The organism is Spirochaetota bacterium (assembly GCA_025061835.1).
Lineage (GTDB): Bacteria > Spirochaetota > Brevinematia > DTOW01 > DTOW01 > SKYB106.
The window spans coordinates 16269-39382 of sequence record JANXAC010000008.1 but is presented as its reverse complement, the minus strand read 5'-3'; the positions used below and the strand labels follow the sequence as shown (position 1 = coordinate 39382).

Sequence of the window (23114 nt, the reverse complement as noted above, 5' to 3'; positions counted from 1 at the left end):
TTAATGGTGAATATTATAGACTATTTCACTGGTTCAAAAACTTTTCCACCGCCCCTGAAGAATTTGGTAAAGAATTCATAGAAACTCAGCCTTAACGCTTGTATTCCGACTATAAATCCTTCAAAACCTATTATGAATATCTGCCCAAAGACTATGACAAAGAAACCTATTATGTCTCCTATTGTAGTCCCGCTAATTACATTTGCAATCGAAAAGAATGTTATCATAAGTGCGGTATGGTTAAGTGCAAATCCTGCAATTCTTATGAAAGAGATTGTATTGCTAACGAATGATATAAATACTTCAAACAGTTCAAAGAACACTGTAACAGGTGACACTTTGTGATGGTGCTTTACCGACTCTATTACGCTCTCTACTACAAACAAGAGTATCGGTATTCCAACTCCTAGTAGCATTATAGTTACATTAAATGTTCCGCCAAAGATAATCAGGTATATTGGATAGCCTATTAGCGATGTGTAGAATATAAGACCAGATATTCCTTTACTGCTTAAGAGTAGTTTTGGAATGTTTCCTTCTCTTGATGTATTTATGATGTTCAGTATCAAGCCAACAGATATTACGATAAAACCTATAGCGATTGATACTTTCATCAGTTTAAGAACATCGTGTAAAGGTGATGTCCACATTGCTGGTATTATCTTCTCTTCTATTCCAAAAACTGAACCGTACAGGAAGCCGAATATTGCTGCTGATATACCTACTGCAATACCAAGCCCTGAAACAACTCTGAAGCCTTTAAACTTCCAGAAAAGTAGTGCAGAGACAAGTGATAATGCAAGTCCCTGTCCTACATCCCCAAACATCATTCCGTAGAAAAGAACATAAAGAAATGCGAAGATTATTGTAGGATCAACTTCATAAAACCTAGGTATTGCGTATAACTTAACAAGAGACTCAAATGAACTTAGTTGTTTTGGGTTATTGAGTTTTGTTGGTATGACAACCTGCTTGTCCTGTCTGTGTATCTTTTCTGCATCATTCGTTTCAATAACTGAAATGCCATCCGTGATTTCTGTAATCTTTCTAGATACCTCTTCTTTGTGTTTTGCTGGTATCCAGCCAGAGAAGAGAATTAATTTGCCACCTCTGATTGATGATGATTTTATCTTAAGTGATGAATTAACAAACCAGAGTCCTTTGTATAGTGTTAAAATTTCTTCTGTGTCGGTTTCTCTGATTTTTTCAATGATACTCTTCATTTTCTTCTTTTCTATCTCAACCTCACGAAGTTTCCTTTCTACTTGCTCAATGTCTATCGTTTCTTTCAAAACTTCCGAGATGTCTATAAGTTTTAGGAATGATGTTGATAATTTTAAAACTTCATTCTTGTACGCTTGTGGTAGCGATACGAGTATAACCGAAAGGTCTCCGAATGCTTCAACCTCCTCTACTACGCTTGGAAGAGTAGATAAATTTTTGATTACTGGCTGTGTTTCATACTTTGCTACTACGATGATCGCTACAAAAAACTCTTTCGGAAGGTTTCTAGCCTTTATATTTTCCCTTATCTGATATTTTAGTTTTCTTAACCTGAGTTCTACCTCTTCCTTCTCCAATTCCTCAAGCAGAGAGTGGTTGTAGTAGAACCTATTTTCAATTTTAGATAGCCTAGCGTCAATCTCATCAAACGAGAGTGTTTCTCTTTCGTTTAGGGTTGATTTTATAGTCTTCTCATCAATCCCCATATTCACAGAGAGCCTGTCTAGTCTAGTTTTTAAGTTTGAGAATCTCTCATTGTCTGTGTCCTTTCCTTTGCTGAGTTTGGTTAATTTAGCGGCATCCTTCGTTCTAACAGGTTTTACCTCAAACTCACCGAATTTCATAAGGTAGTCGGATATGGGTCTTAGGTAGTCCTCAGTTGTAAGTATTGTAATTTCGGTCATCTTTTCAGGGAAAAGCATAGATACCTCCTACAAGACTAGATCCTGTCTTATTTCTTCCAGTTTGAACCCGCTTTCAAATCCGCCTATTATCGCAAAGTAGTTTTTCATATCAATCTCTCTCATTACTATGATTGCTATCACAGTCGCGGGGTCCATAGGTGTGCCTATTATAATATCTTTACACTTGTTCTTGAGAAGAATGTTTTTGAATTTATCAATATCATCAATGTCAGTTAGTATGAAATTAGGTGGTAATATTCCAGTATCAATACACTTTTTTATGAAACTCTCTTTGGTTGAAAGGAAAATTTCCGCTAATACGTTTTGTTTATCCTCAAGAAAGTATAGGTTTTGGATATACTTTTCAACGTCAATCCCAGATATGAACTTCATTTTCGCAAGCATCATAAGTATGTCGTAGAAAGACTTTATCTTTACTATTCTTTCGTAGTTATATCCGAATTTGACTTTCTTTGAGATGAGGTTTTGATAATACTCAACACTTGAGAGGAATAGTAGTTCATTGATAGTTGATATAGAAACAGTCTTGATGGCGTCGTATAGGTTACGGTTTTTTAATTTATGATGAAGTAGAGTTTTGATGTAGTGATTTTTTATATCTTCAATCCTTTCTGCATTCATAAGTTCCTCAATAGTGGTGGTGGTTGAGTAGTTGAATAGGAACAAATCTTTCTCTGTGTGTCCGCTTAACTTTGCTCTCAAGAGAGTGTTCAAGTTGTAGAATTCGTAGTATAACATGTATGCTTCAATTAGTTCTTTCATATCGGGGTCTCTCGTGAGTTCAATGACTTTTTTAGCAAATTTTATAGGAATGTTTAGAATATATCTTTTGAGTTCGTCAAAATTGATTTTTCCCTTTTCAAACCTTGAGAGTGCTTGAGTTATCAGGTCGCTAGTAGTATAACTACTACTTACTGAACTACCTGCTAGTATGTCTATTATTGATGTATCGGTAGTTTTGTATAACTCACTCCTTATGTGATACATAAGGAGTGCCATTGTTGTTGAGTAGCTCATAATATTGAATTATTAGTATTCTTTGATCTGTGTTTCAAACATCTTGGGAGGGTATTAGTGCTTTCTTGACTTTTGATTTTAGGTTCTATAAAAATAGAGGTTGAATATAAGGAGGTTTGATATGGCTGTCAATGTTGCTATAAACGGTTTTGGAAGAATAGGGAGGTTGGCTTTCAAGGCCATAGTTGAACAGGGACTTCTGGGTAAGGATATTAATGTAGTTGCTGTTGTTGATATAGTTAATGAAGCGGATTACTTCATATACCAACTCAAGTATGACTCAGTCCATGGTAGATGGAACTATAAACTTGGTGCTGAGAAAAGCTCTCCATCTGCTGAATACAATGATGTCTTGATAGTTGATGGGCACAAGATAAAGTGCTTGCTTGCTCCGAAGGAGGGTCTAAGCAAATTACCTTGGGGCGAGATGGGTGTTGAGTATGTTATAGAATCAACTGGTCTCTTTACTGATGAAGAAAAAGCGAAAGGACACATTGACGCTGGTGCCAAAAAAGTTATAATAACTGCTCCTGCAAAAGGTTCTAATGTTAAGACTTTTGTTATGGGCGTTAACCACGAAGAGTATGACTCTTCAAAACATCATATTGTTTCAAACGCATCATGCACTACGAACTGTCTTGCTCCTATAGTCCATGTCCTCATTAAGGAAGGTATAGGTATAGAGACGGGTCTTATGACGACTATACATGCATATACTGCAACTCAGAAAACCGTTGATGGTCCTTCGAAGAAGGACTGGAGGGGTGGTAGAGCGGCAGCAGTAAATACTATACCTTCAACAACTGGTGCAGCAAAAGCAGTTGGAGAGGTAATACCAGCAGTTAAAGGTAAACTCACAGGTATGTCTTTCAGAATACCTGTTGCTGACGTCTCAGTTGTTGATTTAACTTTCAGAAGTGAGAGAGATACCTCAATTGAAGAGATAGATAGTATTATGAAGAAGGCATCTGAAACTTACCTTAAAGGAATCCTTGGATATACCGACGAGGAAGTCGTATCGTCGGACTTTATTCATGACGAAAGATCCTCTATCTATGACTCACTAGCAACGCTTCAAAACAACCTAAAGGGCGAGAAGAGATTTTTCAAGATCATATCTTGGTATGACAATGAGTGGGGATATTCAAATAGAGTTGTTGACCTACTCAAACATATGATCTCCAAGGATAAGAAGTAGTCTTTAGGAGGTGACGGAGATATGAATAAGAAAACTGTAAAAGATATAGATTTGTCTGGTAAGAAAGTATTTGTTAGGGAGGACTTCAATGTCCCCCTTGATGCAAATGGAAACATAACTGACTATACAAGGGTAGATGCTGCGCTTCCTACAATAAAGTATCTACTAGAAAAGCAATGTGCCATCGTTCTTGCTTCACATCTAGGAAGACCTAAGGGAAGAGACCCAAAGAGTAGCCTGATAGCAGTCCAGAAAGCATTATCTGAAAGGCTAGGTATAAGTGTTAAGTTTGCTTCTGACTGCATTAATGATGACGCTAAAAACGAGATAAAAAACCTCAAACCTGGGGAAGTTTTACTTCTTGAGAATGTTAGGTTTTACAAAGAGGAAGAAGCTAACGATGAAAACTTTGCTAGAAACTGGGCTGAACTCGTGGATGTATATGTGTGTGATGCATTCGGTAGTGTTCATAGGGCACATGCTTCAGTAGAAGCATTACCGAGACTTATGAAACAGATGGGTAAGCCAGCAGTTGCAGGATTTCTTGTTGAGAAGGAACTTGAATATCTAGGTAAGTCTCTTAATGAACCAAAAAGACCGTTTGTTGCTATACTTGGAGGGTCTAAGGTATCAACTAAGATTGATGTTATAAACTCACTACTAAATAAGGTTGATAAACTATTAATCGGTGGTGGTATGATGTTTACATTCTACAAAGCAATGGGCATAGAGATAGGTAAGTCTCTACTTGAGCAGGACTATATATCAGTTGCATTTGATATACTACAAAAATCAAAAGAAAAGAATATATCAATAGTATTACCTGAAGATGTTGTTGTTACAGATAGTATTGATAATCCAACAAAGATAAAAACTGTTGGTAGAAACGAAATACCATCAGACATGATAGGAGTAGACATTGGTCCAGCGACAATAAAGTTATTTGGCGATGAACTCAAGAATGCGAAAACTATATTCTGGAATGGACCTTTGGGTGTTTTTGAAAAAGATGAATTCGCTAAGGGAACTGTTGAAATTGCCAAACTCCTAGCAAACCTCAAAGATGCAATAAAAGTTATAGGTGGTGGTGACTCTGCTGCCGCTGTTGCCAAGGCTGGTGTTGAGAGTAAGATGACACATATATCAACTGGTGGTGGCGCATCGCTTGAATTTGTTGAAGGTAAACCTCTTCCTGGTGTTGTAGTTTTGGATGATAAGTAAAAAGACTAAAGGGGCTAATGCCCCCATTTTTGTATGAAAATACAGATATTCATCCTAGGGGCAACTCAAACAAATTCCTACTTGGTTTGGCAAAACAATAGCGGAATAGTGATAGATCCTGGAGAACATCCAGACTTGATTTTAGAGTTTATAACTAAAAACAATATAAATCTAGAATATGTTATCAATACTCATGGACATTTTGACCACATAATAGGGAATAATTTTCTTATCTCTAAAACAGGTGCCAAACTAGTAGTAAATAGGGAAGATACTAGTATGCTCCTAGATCCATTTTACAATCTATCCGCTTATATGGACAAGCCTTTCTATTCCTTCAAGCCTGATGTGGAAGTAAAAGATGGTGATAAAATTGACTCATCATATAAGGAGTTTTCGTTCATACATACACCAGGACATACTCCAGGTTCTACCTGTATATATCTTCCTGATGACAACATAGTGTTTGTGGGTGATACGATCTTTAAATTTTCGTATGGTAGAACAGACCTTCCTGGGGGTAATGAGAGGGATTTAAGAAACTCAATTAAAAGACTTTTATCAATTCTAAAAGATGATGACTTATGCCTTCCTGGACATGGAGAAAGCTTCAGGTTTGGAGAGGTTAGAAAGTGGCTAGAGAATTTGCTTGGAGAATACTAGAAGTTTCTAACAAGGTTGTTATCCTATCCATTCTCTTGCTCTTATTTAGTCTTTCTAGAGGATTTGCCGAACAGATAGGTGATAGGATAGTTTATTATGCGAAAAAGTTTATAGGAACTCCTTACGACCCAGATCCATTAGGAGCTTATGTAAGAGAAAGGAAGATTGTCTTTGACAGCGAAGTTGATTGTATGTATTTAACATTCAGAAGTGTAGAACTTGCGTTTGCTGATGGTGATGAAAAAATTGCTTTAGATATTGCTTTGGATAGAAGGTTTAAAACAAGAGGTTTTATTTCCAATGGAGTTGTGTTGAACTACAACGATAGATTTGAATATGGTGAGGATATGTTCTTGAGTGGTAAGTGGGGCAAGATTATCACAAACTACCAAACTGAAAAGGTTTTTTCTGAAAGATTGGGAGAATATATACTGTTTATTCCTAAAACACATTACGGTAAAGTAAAATACCTAGTTCCAAATGGAAGTATAATATTCTTTGTAAAAGATCCTAAAAATAGGCTGAAGGATGAAGTGGTAGGACACCTTGGAATTCTTGAAAAGACAGGTAAAGAATTGTATCTCATACACGCTAGTGGAAGTAAGAACAAAGGTGGAAAAGTTGTGAGGGAGAAATTAGGTAGATATCTTAGTAGGTCAAAAAACATAGGTTTTGTTATAACACACTTTTGATAATTACACAAAATTTGTGTCTTCTTATCAAATCTATCAGATAATATTGATAATGTTCAGTATGAATTTAGTTTAATAATTCATTATTTCATTTTGTAAGCGATGCAAAGTAGTTGTATCCAAAAGTAGCGGCATTCTGGTTAGGTTTCACTATCGTGCTCTTACCTTTTTCGGAGAAGAATCTGTCAATTCCTTCTAATAAATGTTCAAATTTGTAGATGTGTGTAAGACTCATAAGCGCACCTAACATTACCATATTGACAAACCTTGTGTCTCCTAGGTCAAACGCAATACTATTTGCATCTATGTGGTAAATCTCTATATCACTTCTCGTTGGCGGGACATTGACGAGTGATGAGTTATAGAGTAATAGTCCGCCTTTCTCAACCCACGATTCAAACTTTATTACTGATGGTTGGTTGAAGCATACAACGATATTAGGAGATTGAGTAACGGGAGACGCTACCTCATAGTCGTCTATTATAACTGTGCAATTTGATGTTCCTCCTCTTTGCTCTGCTCCGTAAGATGGAAAGAATGTAGGATACTTGCCGGCAAACATTGCTCCATAACATAGTATCATACCTGCTGACAAGACTCCCTGTCCTCCAAATCCAGATATTATTATTCTGTTCTCCATAGTGATCTAATACCTCCTAGTTTGACGAATACCTAGAAGCATCAACTGATAAATATTTACTAAACCTTGAAATAATAGAAACATACATAATTTAGTTTAATCAATATAATTTTAAACATTCTACTAGTCAAGTTTATTTATGTTTATTCACAAATAGCTTGTGACATCAAAACTATAAGAACTTTCTATTCAAGGTTTTGAAAAGTTTGGAGAGTATTATAGAAATGCTTGTAGTATCTCTTTCTTTTGTTCTTCTGTTAGTTCTATTGGTTTATTTACAACACCACCATCTCTTATGACTGGGTCTATCTGGTCGTGTGATGGTTTGTCAGGGTTGATGTAGAATATACCTATCGGTATCTTATCTTCCCATTCAGATGCTCTTTGCATTGCTTGTGATATATCGTAAGGGTTGTGTCCTACATCCTCTAGTTTGTAAATTCTTTCTTTGAACCACTGGTAGGTATTTTTCTTATTGTATGTTACACATGGAGATATATCATCAACTAGAGCAAAACCTCTGTGTTGAATAGCCTTGGCTATTATTTCTGACATATGCTCTGGCTCACCAGAGAATGTTCTTGCTACAAAAGTAGCACCTGACGCTATAGCAACTAGAATTGGATTGAGACCAAATTCATAGTTTCCATCTGGTGAAGATTTGGTTTTGCTACCAAAATCACTTGTCGGTGAAGTTTGACCTGTTGTTAAGCCGTATATCTGGTTATTCATAACTACATATGTTATATCTAGGTTTCTTCTACAAGCATGTACGAAGTGCCCAACGCCTATACCATATCCATCACCATCTCCTCCCGCTGCGATAACGAGTAGGTCTGGATTAGCCATCTTTATACCTTGAGCCGTAGGTAGTGATCTACCGTGAAGACTGTGATAACCGTAACCTTTTATAAAGTGTGGTAGGTTAGACGAACAACCAATACCAGAAACAATAACAACTCTTGATGGGTCAATATCAAGTTTTGCTAGAGCAGTCTGTAATCCTCTCAAGAGACCATAGTCACCACATCCGGGACACCAAGTCGGGTTAAGTTCAACTTGATACTTTTTTATATCAACAACTGGCATATAACCTCCTTATAAATATCTTTTTACTTCATTTAAAAGATAGAGAGGAGTAAATGGCTCTCCATCATATTTGAGAATACTTTTGTCTATATGATATCCTGTCTCCATTCTGAGTAGCTTAGCATACTGTGATGAGTAATTATTTTCAACAATCACGACATTCTTGTATTTTGAGAGAATATCAGAAATTTCTTTCTTAACTGGATAGAGATATTCCACATGAATATGATTAACCTTTACTTTTTCTTTCCTTAATAATTGCGCTGTCTCCTTTATAACTCCATAAGTTGAGCCCCAGCCAACTAGAGTAATATCAGGTTTTTCATCACCTTCTACGGTAGGTAGAGGAAATTCCTTTACGACATGTTCCATCTTCCTCATTCTTTTCTCCATCATCTTTTTCCTCTTAACCTCGTCAGTGAATATATCACTTATTAGTATTCCTTTTTCATCATGTTCATCAGTAGCTGCGACGTAGTATGTTTCAGGTGTTCCAGGTAATACTCTAGGTGAAACGCCGGTTGGAGTATCTTTATATCTATGGTAACCATCTCCATTTACACTCGTTATTATCTCTCCTCTTTCTATCTTTATTTTTGATGGGTCTAACTCACTCGTATATACTCCGTAATACCCGTTTGAGAGTAGGAAGTCAATAAGGAGTATAACAGGCATTTGATACCTTTCTGCTAGGTTTAAAGCTTCTGGAGCAAGGTAGAAACAACTCACAACATCTTTTGGTGCGATGATTGCTTTTGGATATTCTCCTTGAGATGCACCTAGTGCCTGGAATAGATCTCCCTGCTCTGTTTTTGTTGGTAATCCTGTTGAAGGTCCTCCTCTCATGGAGTTAACGACAACTATAGGAGTTTCAGTCATACCAGCAGAACCTATAGCCTCGGTCATCAGAGAGAAACCGCCTCCAGATGTTGCACACATGGCTCTTGCTCCTGCAAACCCAGCACCAATCGCTGCGTTTATAACCGCAATTTCATCCTCAAGTTGCTTGACAACGATACCATACTTTTTAGCATTTGCAGAAAACCAATGTAAGATTGAAGTTGCAGGTGTCATCGGATAGGCAGAATAAAACTTACACCCACCTATCACTGCACCAGTTGCTATCGCATAATTACCAGTTATTACATAATACTGTTTGTTTTGTTTCCTTATACCAAAGTCATAGGTTATATTAGTATTGTTATATCCAGCGTTTATAACATCTATGTTTGCTTTTGCTACTTCCTCACCTTTCTTCCCTCCGAAAGACTTTCTAACAACATCTTCTAGTAAGTCTCTATCAAGACCTGTAATCTTTACAACAGAACCAACTAAAAGTGTATTTTGCATTATAGGTTGCTTTGCTTGCTCAGGAGCAAGTTGTCTTAGAGAAAGACCTACATAATTTACATCACTTCTTTTTTCAGTTACTTTGACTTTGTCCTCATTATAGACTATAAAGCCTCCGGGTAGAACACTATCTTTGTGTCTCTCATACTCTGCCTGATTTAAAGGTATGAGTATGTGAGGATTATCGCCGTGTGTATAAACCTTTTCATTTGAGATCCTAATTTGTAACCAAACAAATCCACCTCTTATGACAGATTGATAACTATTATAAGCACAAACACCTAGACCACTACGAGATGCTAACTTTGATAATGTATCACCTACTGAAGCAACACCATCTCCAGCACTACCCGCTACTCTTATTATTACCTCACCTTGTTCCATAGATTCCTCCTTTGGTATAAATTTAAAAAAAACCTTCCACTTTAGTCAAATTTAAGACAGATTAGTTAAATAAAAACAGTGATGTTATTAAACTACTTCTTATTGGTAGTTTTTGTTAAGTGCTTGTTAAGAGTAGTTCAAAACTTCGCTAGAATCTGGATAATTCATTTATAATGCTTAGATGATAAGGGTGGTTTATGTTAAGGTTTTCAGTCATATTCGTAGTGATTTATATACTTCTGACATCCTGTTCCCAGGGAATGAAGGGTAGATTGCTGACATCTTTTGATATTGGGACGAACACTAATAATATCCTTCTTTGGATCTCTTACGGTGGCTCAAATTACATATTTCAGTCTTACCAGGATTTTCTGTCATCATCTGTTGATAGAAGTGTTAAGACTTATCTTGATGATAACTTTTTCCTACCATTTCACAGTGTCAACCAGGAAGTATGGCTTGTAAATCAAATTAGACAACAGATCAGAATCCTAAACTCTTCTCAGGATAAGGTAGTTAATGTTAAGGAACTAACATTAAAATCTGAAAGTTTAATCCAAGATGTGGTGCTAAATCAGTATAAATCAATGATGATACTTATGCTGGAGAATATCTTACCCTCCGACTACTTTGTGAATTCTATCGCGTTTTTAAGAGAGAGTTCTAACTCTCTGGAAAACCATACATATAATCTTACAAATGTTTTCAAGATTGAAACTGATGATGAAGGTAATTTTTATGTCTTTCAGATGCCAGATGATAATGAGATAAGAATAGATGTTTTCTCTCCCTCTTTCATTCCTGTTGTCTCTCGTAATGTTAAGGTCTATGAGATAGTTTCATCTAATTTTGTTTTCTCTTCGGTAGTGGTTACCAAGCCTTACACGATCCTTTTCAAGTTTGACTCGCTTGAAAACCAGCAAAAAGGTGAAATATTTTCATTTGACATAAATCTGAACAAGTTTTCAAAAAAGTATGAAGTAGTATTACCTAGAGAGAATTTTCAGATGTTGAGTTATTTGAGGAATGGATTCGTAGCCTGTGCTACATACAAAGGTAATCTGCCTACAGTGATGTTTTTTGATCCGTCCTCTCCCTCTTTCAAGGTTTCTCACGAGATATATATTGATTTTCAATATCCTCTTATGATGAGGGGGTTCAAGGTTGATAGGAGTGGAAAGATTATTGCAATGTTTGCTGACTTCCCTGATAATAGAGTATTATTTTACTACTGGGATCTTATATCTGCTAGATGAGTTTGAGAAAACTAACATATTATTACAAACTCTGATAGTTTGTATGGGAGCTATTGTCTCTACTTACTTCTTGATTTTTTAGATTGAGAAAACATTATGATTTCAGAAGGTTTAACTCTTCAAGGATATGAAAGAAACGATTCTATCTTCGGTTTTGTTTGCTCTGTATGATGGTAGAACATTTGAATAACAACTCGTGCAGAGTGGTGAGTAGTAGATGTTTTCTTCTATGACACCAAATTCTTTAAGTTCCGAGATTATAAACCTCGGGATATCAAAGTATATTTTATCTCCTCTCCTTAGGCAAAAGTCTGAAGCCCACTCAAGAAATTCACTACCAACCTCGTAGCAGCACACATGAATACAAGGGAGTATAAAAAACTTTGCCCTTTCTTGATTGAACTGAAACTTATCTCTAGCCAGACTTACAGTCTTTTTTACTATTCTACTTTTCAAACCTCTCCAACCACAGTGTATTCCACCTACAACGCCATCAAAATAAAACATAACAGGAGCACAATCAGCAGTCCTTATTCCTACTCTTATATTTCTATCGTTTGTTATTATCCCATCCGCTTCAAGACTATGGTCAAGTGAGTATGAAAAGTTAAGGGCATTGCCATCGTGGTAGATCTTACCTTCAGATATTATCACAACATCAGTGCCATGAACTTGTTTAAGTGTAAATACTTCCTGTTTCTGTGAGATAGTAGGTGTAATGACAGATGACATATCAAGGTTTATGAGTTGGAATTCATCAACTAGTTTTGAGTTATCCGTTGTAGGTATAGAAACACCTAAATCAAAATTTTCAAAGTTATAAGAAATAACCATTTTCTACTATTCTCTATCCTCAAGACTTTCAACTTCTTCGGTTATCTCCTCCGAAACATAAAGAGACTCTTTTTCAACTACTTCTTCTTTTTCCTCTACCTCCCTCTTCATAGCGAAGTTTTCACCTTCAAGTATAGCACTCTTTATAACTTCCGTTATCACTTGTATGGATCTCACTGCATCGTCGTTAGCAGGTATGGGATAGTCAACCAGTGTTGGATCAGCGTTTGTATCAACTATTGCTATTATTGGTATTCCAAGTCTTCTTGCTTCATTGACTGCTATCTCTTCTTTAGTTATATCAACAACATAAAGCACATCGGGTAGTGTTTTCATATCTCTTATTCCTTCAAACCTGTCAATAAGTTTCTTCTTGACCTTCATTAGTTTGCTTATCTCACTTTTAGGTAGTTGGTTTATTGAACCATCAACTTCCATCTTTTCTATCCTCATCAAGTTTTGGATTGCTTTTCTTACCGATGGAAAGTTTGTTAGTGTTCCGGGTATCCACTTCTTATTAACATAAAACTGACCACAAGATAATGCCTCCTGCTTTATTATATCCTGTGCTTGCTTTCTAGTTCCAACAAACAAAAACCTTGCTCCTTTCTGGGCAGATTCTTTGGCAAAGTTGTATGCTTCCTTTAGTTTCTCAAGGGTCTTTTGGAGGTTTATTATATGAACATTACCTTTGGTGGCGAAGATATAGTTCTTCATCTTTGGGTTCCACTTACTCTTCTGGTGTCCAAAGTGAGCGCCTGCCTCAAGAAGAACATTTATGTTAACCTTTTCAGACGAAAACGGCTGTATCTCTATTTGACTCTCTTGAACAATTTCTGACATACATTTCCTCCGATCATAATAAATTATAAAAACATAAATCCCAACTATTCAACCTAGAGTAGTCTCCTTAATTGAATATGCTTATTATAAGAAGTTGAAAGAATTCCTTGATCAAACAACTATAGTTTAGTTTCTTGAAAAAAACATTTATAAGGTAATAAACTAAATGTATGTTGATAGAACTCACGCGGATAGATGGCTCAAAGATAAATATAAATCCCTTCCAGATTGAAATGGTTGAGAAGAAGAATAACACTGTGATCAGGATGATGAATGAAGTTATGTATATAGTGTTGGAAGATCCGTATGAGATAGAAAACAAGATAAAAGAAAAAATTAGAAATATCATATCATCATCTATTGGAGGTAAAAATGGGTGAGAGAAGATTTGACCTTTATATAGTGATAGGTTTGGCTATATCCATAGTTTCAATGATAGTTGCAGTGCTTTTACATGGAGTGCCTCTATACACGTATTTGGATTTGGCAGCTTTCTTGATATCGGTTGTTTCTCCGTTCGGTGCTGCGATAGTTTCCGTTCCGTTTGAGTATGTTAGGAACCTGCCTAACATATTTAGAGTTCTATTCTCCACTGAGGATACTGACTACGCAGAGTTGATAGAAACACTAGTCACATTTGCAGAAAAGTCAAGAAGGGAAGGATTGCTTTCCCTTGAAAATGATGTTCAGGATATAAAAGAACCATTTATGAGAAAGGCTATACAGTTGATAGTTGACGGAACAGACCCTGAAATGGTTAAGCATATTATGATAACTGAGATGGAACAGATGGAATTGAGACATCTGTTTAACAAGAAGTTCTTTGATGAATGGGGCTATTATGGTCCAGCACTAGGAATGGCAGGTGCGTTAGTAGGACTCATAGCAGCGTTGAGCCACGCGGAGGATAGAGCAGCAGTAACGCATGGAGTTGCTATAGCATTCATAGCGACACTCTACGCAGTGTTCATATCAAACGCTATAGTTCTACCTATGGCTACAAGATTGGATCTCAAGAACCAGAAAGATATTCTTATAAAAACAATTATGTTGGAAGGTGTGCTATCAATACAGGCAGGAGACAACCCAACCCTAACAAGGGAAAAATTGACTGCATTCCTACCGCCAAAACTCAGAGAACAAGTTCTATCAAAGAAAGAAGGAGGTGTATAGTATGGCAAAGAAAAAAGAACTTGGTCATAAAAGAGAGATGCCTCTATGGATATTTACATTCGCAGATATGAATAACCTTCTACTCGCACTTTTTATCGTTTTTATGTCTGAAGCAACGATTGAAGGGCTTGAAGCACGAATGATACTGTCTTCTTTCTCTGGAAACATAGGTTTTCTAACAGGTGGCAGGAGCTTGTCTCAAGGTCAGTTTTCAGAGTTAGGTTCATCAATAGAGTCCTTACCTTCTAGAGAGACAGGAGTTGCGATGTCTAGGATACAACAGGAAGCTAGGGAACTATTCAAGCCTGAAATAAAGAGTAGAAAAGTAAAAATTACAACTACAGAAGAAGGTATAAAGATAAGCCTTGCAGATGATTTCTTCTTTGATAGTGGTAGTGCTGACATAAAGGAAGAGGTCATGCCAACCATAAGGAAGGTATCGGAACTCATATCGTCCCTTAAGGATGTGAAAGTTGATGTTATAGGGCATACTGATAAATCTCCAGTAGTAAATCCAATAGTCAAAGAAAGGTATCCTTCTAACTGGGAACTATCTACTGCAAGAGCATCTTCTGTTGTTAGGGCGCTTGTTGATTTTGGGGCAAACCCAGAGATAATGACCGCTAGCGGAAGAGCAGAGTTTGAACCTGTTGAACCCAACGATACTCCTGAAGGTAGAGCGTTCAACAGGCGAACAGATATATATATAAAACTCGTCAAAAAGACATCACTACCAACTTACAGATAAAATTGGATCACTTACTTACTACAAGAAAGGCTGATTGATTTACTTTTCTAGCCTTCTCAAGGACCTTTGTTGCCTCCTCATAAGACTCAAAGCCACCAACCCTAACCCTAAATAATTTTTTACCATCCACCGTAGCCTCTTGTATAAAACCGCTGATACCGATAGACTTTAATCTGTTAAGATTACTCTCCGCAACATCCTTTCTCTCGTTTGAAGATACTTGAATGAAATATTTTACATTCCTAGAAGGGGAACTTTTTGTTTCAACTTCTTTTTTATTTGGTGTTTCATTTTTTACAACTTGTTTTTTTTCTTGAACCTTTGTCTTCATTTCAGACTTTGTTGCTTCTTCTTTTTTCCTTGAAATTACATTTTCTCCTGATTTCTTCTCAACCGATTTTTCAATTTTTGTTTCTAATAGTGTGTTCTTGTTACTTTCAAAACTTTTAGGTATAAGATCTGTTATCTCCTCGTCTTCAGGTATAAACTCTTCTTTGAATTTGTTTTTCTGTTCTGAGAAACTCTGCTTTGATGATGGAAGCCCAAGAACATCGTCTGGTTGTGTCTTGCTAGAGGTGATTTCAACTTCTTTGGTATTACTATTCATAAATTTACCTATCATATAGCCTACAACGAAGTTAAATACAGAAAACAGCACTGTTACAATCACTATTAGAGACAACTTAGGACCCGATGAAATCTTGCTTTTAGAAGAACCTGAAGCATTTGGTTGAAAGTTTGTCCTAACACCGTATTCATTGAACTCGTCTTTCTCAAAATTCATTTCTACCTCCTAGAGAGTTCTTAATTAAGTTTCGGATACACCAAAAATGATTAAAATTTTACTCTCAATCTTTGAATTTGAATGACTTTAAGTATTGAGTATTTGAAAGCAAGTTAGTATCCAGAAACAACTAAAATCTTATGTTAAGGGAGACTCTTTGGAAATCAAGCGATAACGATACATTCTCTTTAAGGTTCAACATCTCCTCTAATCTACCATTCCACCAAGTAGCATATATAAACGGACGAGCAATATTATATGTATAACCTGCTATCACGAAAAGACCTAGAAGAGGACCTAAAATAGTTTCTTCCCTTGCTCTATTATCTAGAGCAGATAAAATTGCAAGTGTAGCGTATGGTGATAGTATAGATATAGCTACTCCTCCCATATCTTCAATTACTAGACTACCTAGACCTGGAATTATATTAAGCACCGATGCACCTATCATTCCAAATATACTTATTGAATACCTATAATAGGTATTTTTTCTCGTTTGGTAATCAAGTATTTTGGCATCTCCTTTCATAACATTAAAGACTTCATCATCAAATATATCCTTTCTTTCTATACTCGTCCTTATAGCCATTAAAACCGAAGACTTCATTTTCTCTTCATCTTGAACTTGAGTAGTAGGCTGTAGGGATGTTTGTTTTTCTTTAGGTTCCTCTTTGACAACATTCAAAATAGTTTCCTCGTTGTCCGTAAGTATTACGGATTTGTTAAACACTATCTCTTTAGTTACGTCATTCCTTACTATCACAGAGTAAGGTGTCTTTGATACTACCTTAACCGATATATTGGTATTTCCTTGGACGGCGGATAATACCTGATCGTTCAGAAAGACAGTGTATGTGCTTTGAACATCAAGGTTGATATTAACTGCTATCCTAGCAAAACCTACCGCCTTACCTGAGTAGAATGAAAAAACCTTCTGCATTATGCCGTCTGCTATATCAAACAGATCTTCAGATCTAACACTAAAAGAAGTCAGAGATGAACCTTGATCGTCGTATATTGAAACTTCGTAAGTATATACATTGTTTTTGAAAGTATAATATCCAACTATGTAATTATCATATCCAGAGACTGCTTTTGATAATTCTTTCACATCTCTACCTTTGACATCAAAGGAAGATTCTTTTATATTAGCGCCGGGATAATACTTAGCGAACTGCATTATTGACTTGAGAACACCTACTGATGCACTTGGAATATTCTTGCCTTCCTTGTTGTAAAACTCAAATATTACAACATCCTTTGCGGAGGAAATTGAGCAAACTAGAAACATTACAATAGCAAATAACATTACTCTCATAAGTATCAGTATGAAGCAATAATACATCCTATGTCAAGATTTGGAGGATTGGGTTTGAAGTATTGACACACTTTCACCTAGAGATTTAGGTGAGAGATTTTTTTACATTTTCTTGAGGTATAAGATTTTGAAATTATCTACATTGAAGTTCTGGTAATATAATTATGAGGTAATATGTTTAGAGTTCTTTGGGCATAGTTTTAGTTGAAATCCAACTTGAGATTCTTTGGATATTAAAATATTTAAGTTTGAGTTTCATAATTTGCCTTAATTTGAAAAATATTATCGTTTTTTCTAAATTTATTAACACTCTTGAAATAGGAGTTTTAGTATGATACAAAGAAGAAAGAGTAGAAAAGTTAGAGTAGGAGATAAATACATAGGAGGTGATGCGCCTGTTACAGTTCAGACGATGCCGACAAGTAAGACAACTAACATAAAAGAGACCGTTGATATCATTAAAAGGTGTGAGGAAGCTGGAGTTGATATTGTCAGGCTCGGGATGCCAGATATTGAATCTGCTAGGGCTATAAAGGAGATAAAGAAACATGTCAAAGTTCCGATAGTTGCTGACATTCACTTTGACTACAAAATAGCACTAGAGGCTATAAAAAGCGGTGCTGATAAAATTAGACTGAACCCTGGGAATATAAAAGAAAGGTGGAAGGTAGAAGAAGTTGTAAGAGCTTGTAAAGACAACGGAATACCTATAAGGATAGGAGTTAATGCCGGATCAATTGACAGAAGTAAGTATCCAAAGCCTACTCCTGAAGCACTGGTTGACTCTGCATTTCATCATGTGAGAATACTTGAGGATCTTGGTTTTTATGATATTGTGATATCGGTCAAACATAATGATGTGATAACTATGGTGGAAGCGTATAGACTTATCGCGAGTCAGTGTGATTACCCACTACATCTAGGAGTTACTGAAGCAGGAACGGAGTTTAAGTCAACAATCAAAAGCACTATAGGAATTGGAACGCTTCTTATGGAAGGAATAGGTGATACAGTTAGAGTCTCACTGACTGGAGACTCTGTTAAGGAAGTTGAGATAGGTATAGCGATACTTCAGCAATTTGGATACAAACCAACCTATGTAGATGTTGTTTCTTGTCCTCTCTGTGCTAGGGCGGATGTGAATATAATTGAACTTACCAACAAGTTTGAAGAGAAAACGAAGAATATGAAAAAGAAGGTAAAAGTTGCTATAATGGGATGTGTTGTGAATGGTCCTGGTGAGTCTATGGATGCTGACATAGGAGTATCGTGTGGCAAAAGTGGTTCTGTTGCCTACAAGAATGGTAAATTATATAAGAGACTCAAAAATGAAGAGATACTAGACTTCCTATTGGAAGAAGTTGAAAAGTTTAACAATGTCTCTTCATAATATTATTTGCTTTTTGCGGGAATAGCTCAGTTGGTAGAGCATCGGCCTTCCAAGCCGAGGGTCGCGGGTTCGAGTCCCGTTTCCCGCTCGTTGTCTGGTTTTAATAACCTATAATCCGTTTTTTCCCTAACTAAGTAGTCATCTCCATGCTTGTGTCTCTATCACGATAGTTCTCATTTTCTGTTTATACCTAGACGTAAGAGTTATCCAATCCTAATAGTAATATCTAGAGTGAATCAAAGTTTAGAAATTACGAAACCCAAAGAGTTGAAAAAGGAGAAGACAAACGATGAGTGTTCTATGAATTACATTGGAGAGCAGGGGGATGGACCCCCTAGGTGTTATGGTCTTATGTTAGCGCCGAGGGTAGCAATTATACCACTGAAGTCTGTTTTACCTATTGGAGCGTATCTGTAACCAACATTAAGCTCCACGGATAACTCTTTTATGATGTTGAGCCCAATAATCAACTTCCCTTCTGCTACTAAACCGCTTGCCGAGTTGGACTGACTGGCGTTAGAAATCACCTGTCCATTAGTCTTGATTGTAAGATCACTTGAAAAAGATGCGAAGCCATAACCTACACTTGCATTAGCACCCAGATATATAGGATTAATATTGTAAGTGTAGGTAATACCACCAAGTATAGGTATCAATGAAGAATTGTAGATTGATTCAAAAGTTATAGAGCCAAAGAAAATAAAGCTAAACTTTATGCTACCAGGTAGTACATACAGGTAGTATGCCCCAATGCCAATGTTTAGATTACCTATTGATGGGTCATTCAGGATATCATAACCCAATTGTAGCCCACCAACTAAAGCATTATCAAACAAGTCTACTTGAGTACCTGGGAAAAGGACACTTAACTGTTTGATGTCTTCATTAATATCACTCATAAAAACTGTTGAGTAGCCAAGGTAGGGTTTTATGGTTATACCAGTCTCTGCATAACCATAAAGCGCAATAAATAGGGTTAATATAATGATGAAGATAGTCTGTCTTTCATATATAACTTCTTATTCTAGATTTGATTGTAGAGAATCGGAGTAAAATTTTCAACATCTGAAGAAGGTGTTCAAAAAAATCGTTAAGAGGTGAAACACTTTTTGAGGAAGAAGTGTGAGAGGGATTTTAGGGATTACGGGTGTCAATACGGTAGGAATAGGTATAAGGTTGAGGAGGTGATAGGTCATTTCAAGAGAAGTGGAGAGAGGTGGTTAGAAGTGAGGGATGTAGAAATGGCTAGGGATTTTGGTAATGATAAGTGCATTAGGTTTTGTAATGTTTGAGGGGGATGAAAATTTTTTGTTTTTAGTGTTTTTACCATACTTGCAAAGAGATATTCATCAGAACAACAAGTATTCATAAGCATTACATACATTTTTTGAACATCCTCCACTGAAGTTGTATTGGTATCTGAAGTACATTTATAACTTTATGAGACTATATTTTTATTAAAGGAGGTTTGGTATGAGGTATTTTAGTAGTGATCATATTGATGCGATCTTCAATGCTATAGGTGGGCCTTGGCATATACAACCGTAGAGGTGGATATATCCAAACAAATGGGTAGAATAAGGGGGATCAATGTTGATGTCAATGTTTTTGGTTGTAGCTCCTTCCAAGGAGTGTTTACCCCAAGTGGTTTTTTACGAGGAGCACATTTTCTAGCTTCTTATCCGGAGGATGGAGTAAGTGCACTACCGGTGTTAAAAGAGTGTTCTGAACTTAACGCTAAGCAAGAAGCTATTGAGGCTTGTAGAGAAATATCTGATAAAATTGGAAACCCTGATGTTATACTTATGCACGCAACTCCTGGTTTTGAAGAGAGGGTCATAGAGGGTATAGATGAGTTCTATGGAGGTAAGGTTAAAGTGTATGGAGGTAGTGCTGGCGATGATGACATATCAGGAAAGTGGTTCCTTTTCCTGAATAATACGATTACCAAAAGTGGAGTTCTCATAGTGGGTTTTAAAAGTTCTGGAAAGGTTTATGGAGCATTTTTGAGTGGGTATCTACCATCAGCTGAAAGGGGTAAAGTTACCAAAGCACAAGGTAGGACTATCTACGAAATAAATGGAAAGCCTGCTGCAATTGTTTACAATGAATGGACTAAAGGTTCTATTTCGGAATATCTGGAAAAGGGAGGAGTAATTCTTGGGGCAACGACACTTAAGCCTATTGGAAGAGTTGTTGGAGAGGTTATGGGTATAAAGAACTATCTTCTATCACATCCACATTCGGTAATACCAGAAAACAAGGCACTAACTCTGTTCACGGAGTTTAACGAAGGGGATGAGATAATTCTGATGACAGGTTATAAGAAAGCACTCATAGAACGGGCTAGACAGGTCGTTGAAAGAGCACTCGGTATAGACAAATACAAGACTAAACTCAAGGGGTCTATTCTTGTCTATTGTGCAGGATGTGTCGGTGTGGTAATGGATGAAATACAAGAAGTTGTAGAAGAGTATAAACTGTATTTGGGTGATGCTCCGTTTATAGGGGCTGCAACCTTCGGCGAACAAGGATGTTTCATACTGAAGGAAAATCAGAAGGCGAATAAGCACGGTAATCTTATGGTTGACAACATAATATTTGGGTAAATTACTTGCGGTTTTGTGAGATTTTTAACCACGATTTGTGGTGACCTTTTCAATTAGGAGAAAGGCTGTAAAGAAGGATTCACCTTTTCGTCTCGGAAGTGAAACATAATATTATCCCGTTTTGAATTCTATGCTTGTGCTTTTGTATAATTTAGTTTAACTATAGTGATGAAGTTATGAGGTTTAGTAGTTTTCTCATATACACTTTGAGGGAAGACCCAAAGGATGCTGAAATAGTTAGTCATAAGCTTATGTTGAGAGCAGGACTTATATACAAAGAAGAGAGTGGGCTATATTGCTACTTGCCGTTAGGATTTAGAGTTTATAACAAGGTCGTTAATATAGTTAGGGAGGAGATGAATAGGTTTGGAGGTGTTGAAGCCTTACCTACCATACTTACACCAGGTGGGATATGGGAAGAGAGCGGGAGACTACACACTATGGGAAAAGAGATGATAAGAATAAAAGATAGAAGAGATGGACTTTTGGTTTTAGGTCCTACTCACGAAGAGGCTTTTACAGATATCGTAAGAAGAACTATAAGTTCATACAAACAATTACCTATAACTCTTTATCAGATAGCAAAGAAATTCAGAGATGAGATAAGACCAAGGTTCGGAGTGATGAGGTGTAGAGAATTCACGATGAAGGATGCTTACTCGTTTGATATTGATGAGGAAGGTCTTGAAAAAAGTTATCTTAATATGAGGCAGGCTTACATAAGTATCTTCAAGAGGGTTGGTCTTAATGCTTTGCCAGTTGAAGCGGATGTTGGAAGTATGGGGGGAACTAGAAGTGAAGAGTTTATGGTTTTTTCTTCAGTAGGTGAGGCTGTTATTCTATACTGTCCGAAGTGTGGGTATTATGCTAATGTTGAGAGAGCAGAGTCTGTAATTGATGAGACACCTGATGATGAAGAAGAAAAACCTATCCGAGAAGTTGATACACCAAATGTATATACTATTAATGACCTAACCAGTTTCTTTAAAACTCAACCGAGAAAATTTATAAAATCTCTGATATACAAATCTGACGGCGAACCGATTATGGTTCTGATAAGAGGTGACCTTGATGTAAATGAAGTAAAATTGAAGAATTACCTAAATGCAGTTGAGCTTGAGCTTGCTGACCCAGAAACCGTTGAGAGTATTACAAAAGCACCTGTTGGTTTTGCTGGACCTGTGGGGCTGAATAGAATTAGAATTATAGCAGACAACTCTGTCAAGACCATTAAGAACGGTATAACCGGTGCTAACAAGAAGGATAAGCACTTAATTAATGTGAATATAAATAGGGACTTTGTTGTGAGTGATTTTGCTAATATAAGGAGTGCTAAATCTGGAGATGGATGCCCTAGATGTAATAGTATCCTTGAAGAGACTAGAGGTATAGAAGTTGGACATATATTCAAATTAGGATACAAATACACAGAATCAATGGATGTGTCAGTCCTTGACAAGAACGGAAACAGGATAAGACCTATAATGGGGTGCTACGGAATAGGTATTGATAGAACCATTGCTGCGGTAATAGAGGTAAGTAATGACGAAAACGGAATAATATTCCCAATAACCATTGCACCCTTTGAGGTGATTGTGATACCAATATCCAATAGAGATGAGAAGATAGTTAAAGTTGCTCAAGAGATTTACAAAGGATTACTCTCAAAAGGTGTGGATGTTGCGATTGATGATAGAGAGGAAACTGCTGGTGTTAAGTTCAACGATGCCGACCTCATAGGAATACCATTCAAGGTAATAGTTGGTAAAAAAACACTGAATGAAAACAAAGTAGAAGTCAAAAGAAGAGACAATGGACAGTCTTACGAGTTTGATTTATCTGGTGCAGTAGAAGATGTTAAGAGACTTGTAGATGAGGAACACAAGAAATACAATACTATTGAAGTCTAGAATTTATGAATATAATTAGTGTCTTCAATCTTGTAATCCTAGTTGTGTGTATTATCGTAAATTTTGA

Annotated in this window: 22 protein-coding genes and 1 tRNA gene; 13 read left to right on the top strand and 10 right to left on the bottom strand. The window is 36.6% G+C overall.

Annotated elements, in window-relative coordinates; genetic code table 11:
* Positions 1–20: 20 nt before the first annotated feature.
* Positions 21–1925, bottom strand: coding sequence for a hypothetical protein (locus NZ579_04555; GenBank protein ID MCS7299220.1), 1905 nt, complete (start codon positions 1923–1925; stop codon positions 21–23).
* A gap of 9 nt (positions 1926–1934) precedes the next feature.
* Positions 1935–2945 (bottom strand): V-type ATPase subunit, encoded by a 1011-nt coding sequence (locus tag NZ579_04550; GenBank protein ID MCS7299219.1) that lies wholly within the window; start codon positions 2943–2945, stop codon positions 1935–1937.
* 121 nt (positions 2946–3066) lie between these two features.
* Between NZ579_04550 and gap the strand changes: the two genes are divergently transcribed.
* The 4 genes from gap to NZ579_04530 are packed head-to-tail and all read left to right on the top strand — an operon-like array spanning position 3067 to position 6719.
* Positions 3067–4143 (top strand): type I glyceraldehyde-3-phosphate dehydrogenase, encoded by a 1077-nt coding sequence (gap, locus tag NZ579_04545; protein MCS7299218.1) that lies wholly within the window; start codon positions 3067–3069, stop codon positions 4141–4143.
* Between the two features lie 21 nt (positions 4144–4164).
* Entirely contained in the window at positions 4165–5364 is a 1200-nt protein-coding gene (locus NZ579_04540) for a phosphoglycerate kinase (GenBank protein ID MCS7299217.1), read from the top strand.
* Positions 5365–5397: 33 nt separating this feature from the next.
* Entirely contained in the window at positions 5398–6027 is a 630-nt protein-coding gene (locus tag NZ579_04535; GenBank protein MCS7299216.1) for an MBL fold metallo-hydrolase, read from the top strand.
* Positions 5997–6719: a DUF1460 domain-containing protein gene (locus NZ579_04530; protein MCS7299215.1), complete on the top strand. Its 723-nt coding sequence runs from the start codon at positions 5997–5999 to the stop codon at positions 6717–6719. The genes NZ579_04535 and NZ579_04530 overlap by 31 nt, the downstream gene beginning before the upstream one ends.
* An 88-nt stretch (positions 6720–6807) precedes the next feature.
* On the opposite strand, the gene NZ579_04525 is transcribed toward NZ579_04530, so the two are convergent.
* The 3 genes from NZ579_04525 to NZ579_04515 form a co-directional block, all read right to left on the bottom strand.
* Positions 6808–7359: a 2-oxoacid:acceptor oxidoreductase family protein gene (locus tag NZ579_04525; protein ID MCS7299214.1), complete on the bottom strand. Its 552-nt coding sequence runs from the start codon at positions 7357–7359 to the stop codon at positions 6808–6810.
* A gap of 216 nt (positions 7360–7575) precedes the next feature.
* Complete coding sequence (locus tag NZ579_04520) at positions 7576–8448, bottom strand: thiamine pyrophosphate-dependent enzyme (GenBank protein ID MCS7299213.1); 873 nt, start codon at positions 8446–8448, stop codon at positions 7576–7578.
* A gap of 9 nt (positions 8449–8457) precedes the next feature.
* Complete coding sequence (locus NZ579_04515; GenBank protein MCS7299212.1) at positions 8458–10182, bottom strand: 2-oxoacid:acceptor oxidoreductase subunit alpha; 1725 nt, start codon at positions 10180–10182, stop codon at positions 8458–8460.
* Positions 10183–10379: 197 nt separating this feature from the next.
* On the opposite strand from NZ579_04515, the gene NZ579_04510 reads away from it, so the two are divergent.
* Positions 10380–11438 carry a hypothetical protein gene (locus NZ579_04510; GenBank protein MCS7299211.1) on the top strand — a complete coding sequence of 353 codons (1059 nt, stop codon included), beginning with the start codon at positions 10380–10382 and terminating at the stop codon, positions 11436–11438.
* Positions 11439–11549: 111 nt separating this feature from the next.
* On the opposite strand, the gene NZ579_04505 is transcribed toward NZ579_04510, so the two are convergent.
* Both NZ579_04505 and rpsB read right to left on the bottom strand, forming a co-directional pair.
* Positions 11550–12272, bottom strand: coding sequence for a polyphenol oxidase family protein (locus NZ579_04505; GenBank protein ID MCS7299210.1), 723 nt, complete (start codon positions 12270–12272; stop codon positions 11550–11552).
* Positions 12273–12278: 6 nt separating this feature from the next.
* Positions 12279–13115 (bottom strand): 30S ribosomal protein S2, encoded by an 837-nt coding sequence (gene rpsB / locus NZ579_04500; protein ID MCS7299209.1) that lies wholly within the window; start codon positions 13113–13115, stop codon positions 12279–12281.
* A 170-nt stretch (positions 13116–13285) separates the two neighbouring features.
* Between rpsB and NZ579_04495 the strand changes: the two genes are divergently transcribed.
* The 3 genes from NZ579_04495 to NZ579_04485 are packed head-to-tail and all read left to right on the top strand — an operon-like array spanning position 13286 to position 15036.
* On the top strand, positions 13286–13495 hold the full coding sequence (locus NZ579_04495; protein ID MCS7299208.1) for a flagellar FlbD family protein: 210 nt from the start codon (positions 13286–13288) through the stop codon (positions 13493–13495).
* Positions 13488–14288, top strand: coding sequence for a MotA/TolQ/ExbB proton channel family protein (locus NZ579_04490; GenBank protein MCS7299207.1), 801 nt, complete (start codon positions 13488–13490; stop codon positions 14286–14288). Before NZ579_04495 ends, NZ579_04490 begins: the two co-directional genes overlap by 8 nt.
* Before the next feature lies 1 nt (position 14289).
* The gene (locus NZ579_04485; protein ID MCS7299206.1) at positions 14290–15036 is read left to right on the top strand and encodes an OmpA family protein; all 747 of its coding nucleotides are present in this window, start codon (positions 14290–14292) and stop codon (positions 15034–15036) included.
* A 7-nt stretch (positions 15037–15043) separates the two neighbouring features.
* Here NZ579_04485 and NZ579_04480 read toward each other — a convergent pair whose 3' ends face one another.
* Positions 15044–15820 (bottom strand): SPOR domain-containing protein, encoded by a 777-nt coding sequence (locus NZ579_04480; GenBank protein ID MCS7299205.1) that lies wholly within the window; start codon positions 15818–15820, stop codon positions 15044–15046.
* Positions 15821–15950: 130 nt separating this feature from the next.
* Positions 15951–17138, bottom strand: a complete 1188-nt coding sequence (locus NZ579_04475; protein MCS7299204.1) for a hypothetical protein — start codon at positions 17136–17138, stop codon at positions 15951–15953.
* 334 nt (positions 17139–17472) lie between these two features.
* On the opposite strand from NZ579_04475, the gene ispG reads away from it, so the two are divergent.
* Positions 17473–18528, top strand: coding sequence for a flavodoxin-dependent (E)-4-hydroxy-3-methylbut-2-enyl-diphosphate synthase (ispG, locus tag NZ579_04470; protein MCS7299203.1), 1056 nt, complete (start codon positions 17473–17475; stop codon positions 18526–18528).
* Positions 18529–18543: 15 nt separating this feature from the next.
* Positions 18544–18616: transfer RNA gene (locus NZ579_04465), tRNA-Gly, on the top strand.
* A gap of 253 nt (positions 18617–18869) precedes the next feature.
* On the opposite strand, the gene NZ579_04460 is transcribed toward NZ579_04465, so the two are convergent.
* The gene (locus tag NZ579_04460; GenBank protein MCS7299202.1) at positions 18870–19427 is read right to left on the bottom strand and encodes a hypothetical protein; all 558 of its coding nucleotides are present in this window, start codon (positions 19425–19427) and stop codon (positions 18870–18872) included.
* Positions 19428–19625: 198 nt separating this feature from the next.
* Between NZ579_04460 and NZ579_04455 the strand changes: the two genes are divergently transcribed.
* The 3 genes from NZ579_04455 to NZ579_04445 all read left to right on the top strand — a co-directional run bounded on the left by NZ579_04455 (position 19626) and on the right by NZ579_04445 (position 23047).
* A complete protein-coding gene (locus tag NZ579_04455; protein ID MCS7299201.1) occupies positions 19626–19820 on the top strand; it encodes a hypothetical protein in 195 nt (64 codons plus the stop codon).
* A 276-nt stretch (positions 19821–20096) separates the two neighbouring features.
* Positions 20097–21137, top strand: coding sequence for an FIST C-terminal domain-containing protein (locus tag NZ579_04450; GenBank protein MCS7299200.1), 1041 nt, complete (start codon positions 20097–20099; stop codon positions 21135–21137).
* A 176-nt stretch (positions 21138–21313) separates the two neighbouring features.
* Positions 21314–23047, top strand: a complete 1734-nt coding sequence (locus NZ579_04445) for a proline--tRNA ligase (GenBank protein MCS7299199.1) — start codon at positions 21314–21316, stop codon at positions 23045–23047.
* Positions 23048–23114: the final 67 nt, after the last annotated feature.

Bases quoted from the DNA above. Each gene is read 5' to 3' on its own strand.
- NZ579_04555 (MCS7299220.1), bottom strand. From the start codon at position 1,925: ATGCTTTTCCCTGAAAAGATGACCGAAATTACAATACTTACAACTGAG.
- NZ579_04550 (MCS7299219.1), bottom strand. From the start codon at position 2,945: ATGAGCTACTCAACAACAATGGCACTCCTTATGTATCACATAAGGAGT.
- gap (MCS7299218.1), top strand. From the start codon at position 3,067: ATGGCTGTCAATGTTGCTATAAACGGTTTTGGAAGAATAGGGAGGTTG.
- NZ579_04540 (MCS7299217.1), top strand. From the start codon at position 4,165: ATGAATAAGAAAACTGTAAAAGATATAGATTTGTCTGGTAAGAAAGTA.
- NZ579_04535 (MCS7299216.1), top strand. From the start codon at position 5,398: ATGAAAATACAGATATTCATCCTAGGGGCAACTCAAACAAATTCCTAC.
- NZ579_04525 (MCS7299214.1), bottom strand. From the start codon at position 7,359: ATGGAGAACAGAATAATAATATCTGGATTTGGAGGACAGGGAGTCTTG.
- NZ579_04520 (MCS7299213.1), bottom strand. From the start codon at position 8,448: ATGCCAGTTGTTGATATAAAAAAGTATCAAGTTGAACTTAACCCGACT.
- NZ579_04515 (MCS7299212.1), bottom strand. From the start codon at position 10,182: ATGGAACAAGGTGAGGTAATAATAAGAGTAGCGGGTAGTGCTGGAGAT.
- NZ579_04510 (MCS7299211.1), top strand. From the start codon at position 10,380: ATGTTAAGGTTTTCAGTCATATTCGTAGTGATTTATATACTTCTGACA.
- NZ579_04505 (MCS7299210.1), bottom strand. From the start codon at position 12,272: ATGGTTATTTCTTATAACTTTGAAAATTTTGATTTAGGTGTTTCTATA.
- rpsB (MCS7299209.1), bottom strand. From the start codon at position 13,115: ATGTCAGAAATTGTTCAAGAGAGTCAAATAGAGATACAGCCGTTTTCG.
- NZ579_04495 (MCS7299208.1), top strand. From the start codon at position 13,286: ATGTTGATAGAACTCACGCGGATAGATGGCTCAAAGATAAATATAAAT.
- NZ579_04490 (MCS7299207.1), top strand. From the start codon at position 13,488: ATGGGTGAGAGAAGATTTGACCTTTATATAGTGATAGGTTTGGCTATA.
- NZ579_04485 (MCS7299206.1), top strand. From the start codon at position 14,290: ATGGCAAAGAAAAAAGAACTTGGTCATAAAAGAGAGATGCCTCTATGG.
- NZ579_04480 (MCS7299205.1), bottom strand. From the start codon at position 15,820: ATGAATTTTGAGAAAGACGAGTTCAATGAATACGGTGTTAGGACAAAC.
- NZ579_04475 (MCS7299204.1), bottom strand. From the start codon at position 17,138: ATGAGAGTAATGTTATTTGCTATTGTAATGTTTCTAGTTTGCTCAATT.
- NZ579_04460 (MCS7299202.1), bottom strand. From the start codon at position 19,427: ATGAGTGATATTAATGAAGACATCAAACAGTTAAGTGTCCTTTTCCCA.
- NZ579_04450 (MCS7299200.1), top strand. From the start codon at position 20,097: ATGGGTAGAATAAGGGGGATCAATGTTGATGTCAATGTTTTTGGTTGT.
- NZ579_04445 (MCS7299199.1), top strand. From the start codon at position 21,314: ATGAGGTTTAGTAGTTTTCTCATATACACTTTGAGGGAAGACCCAAAG.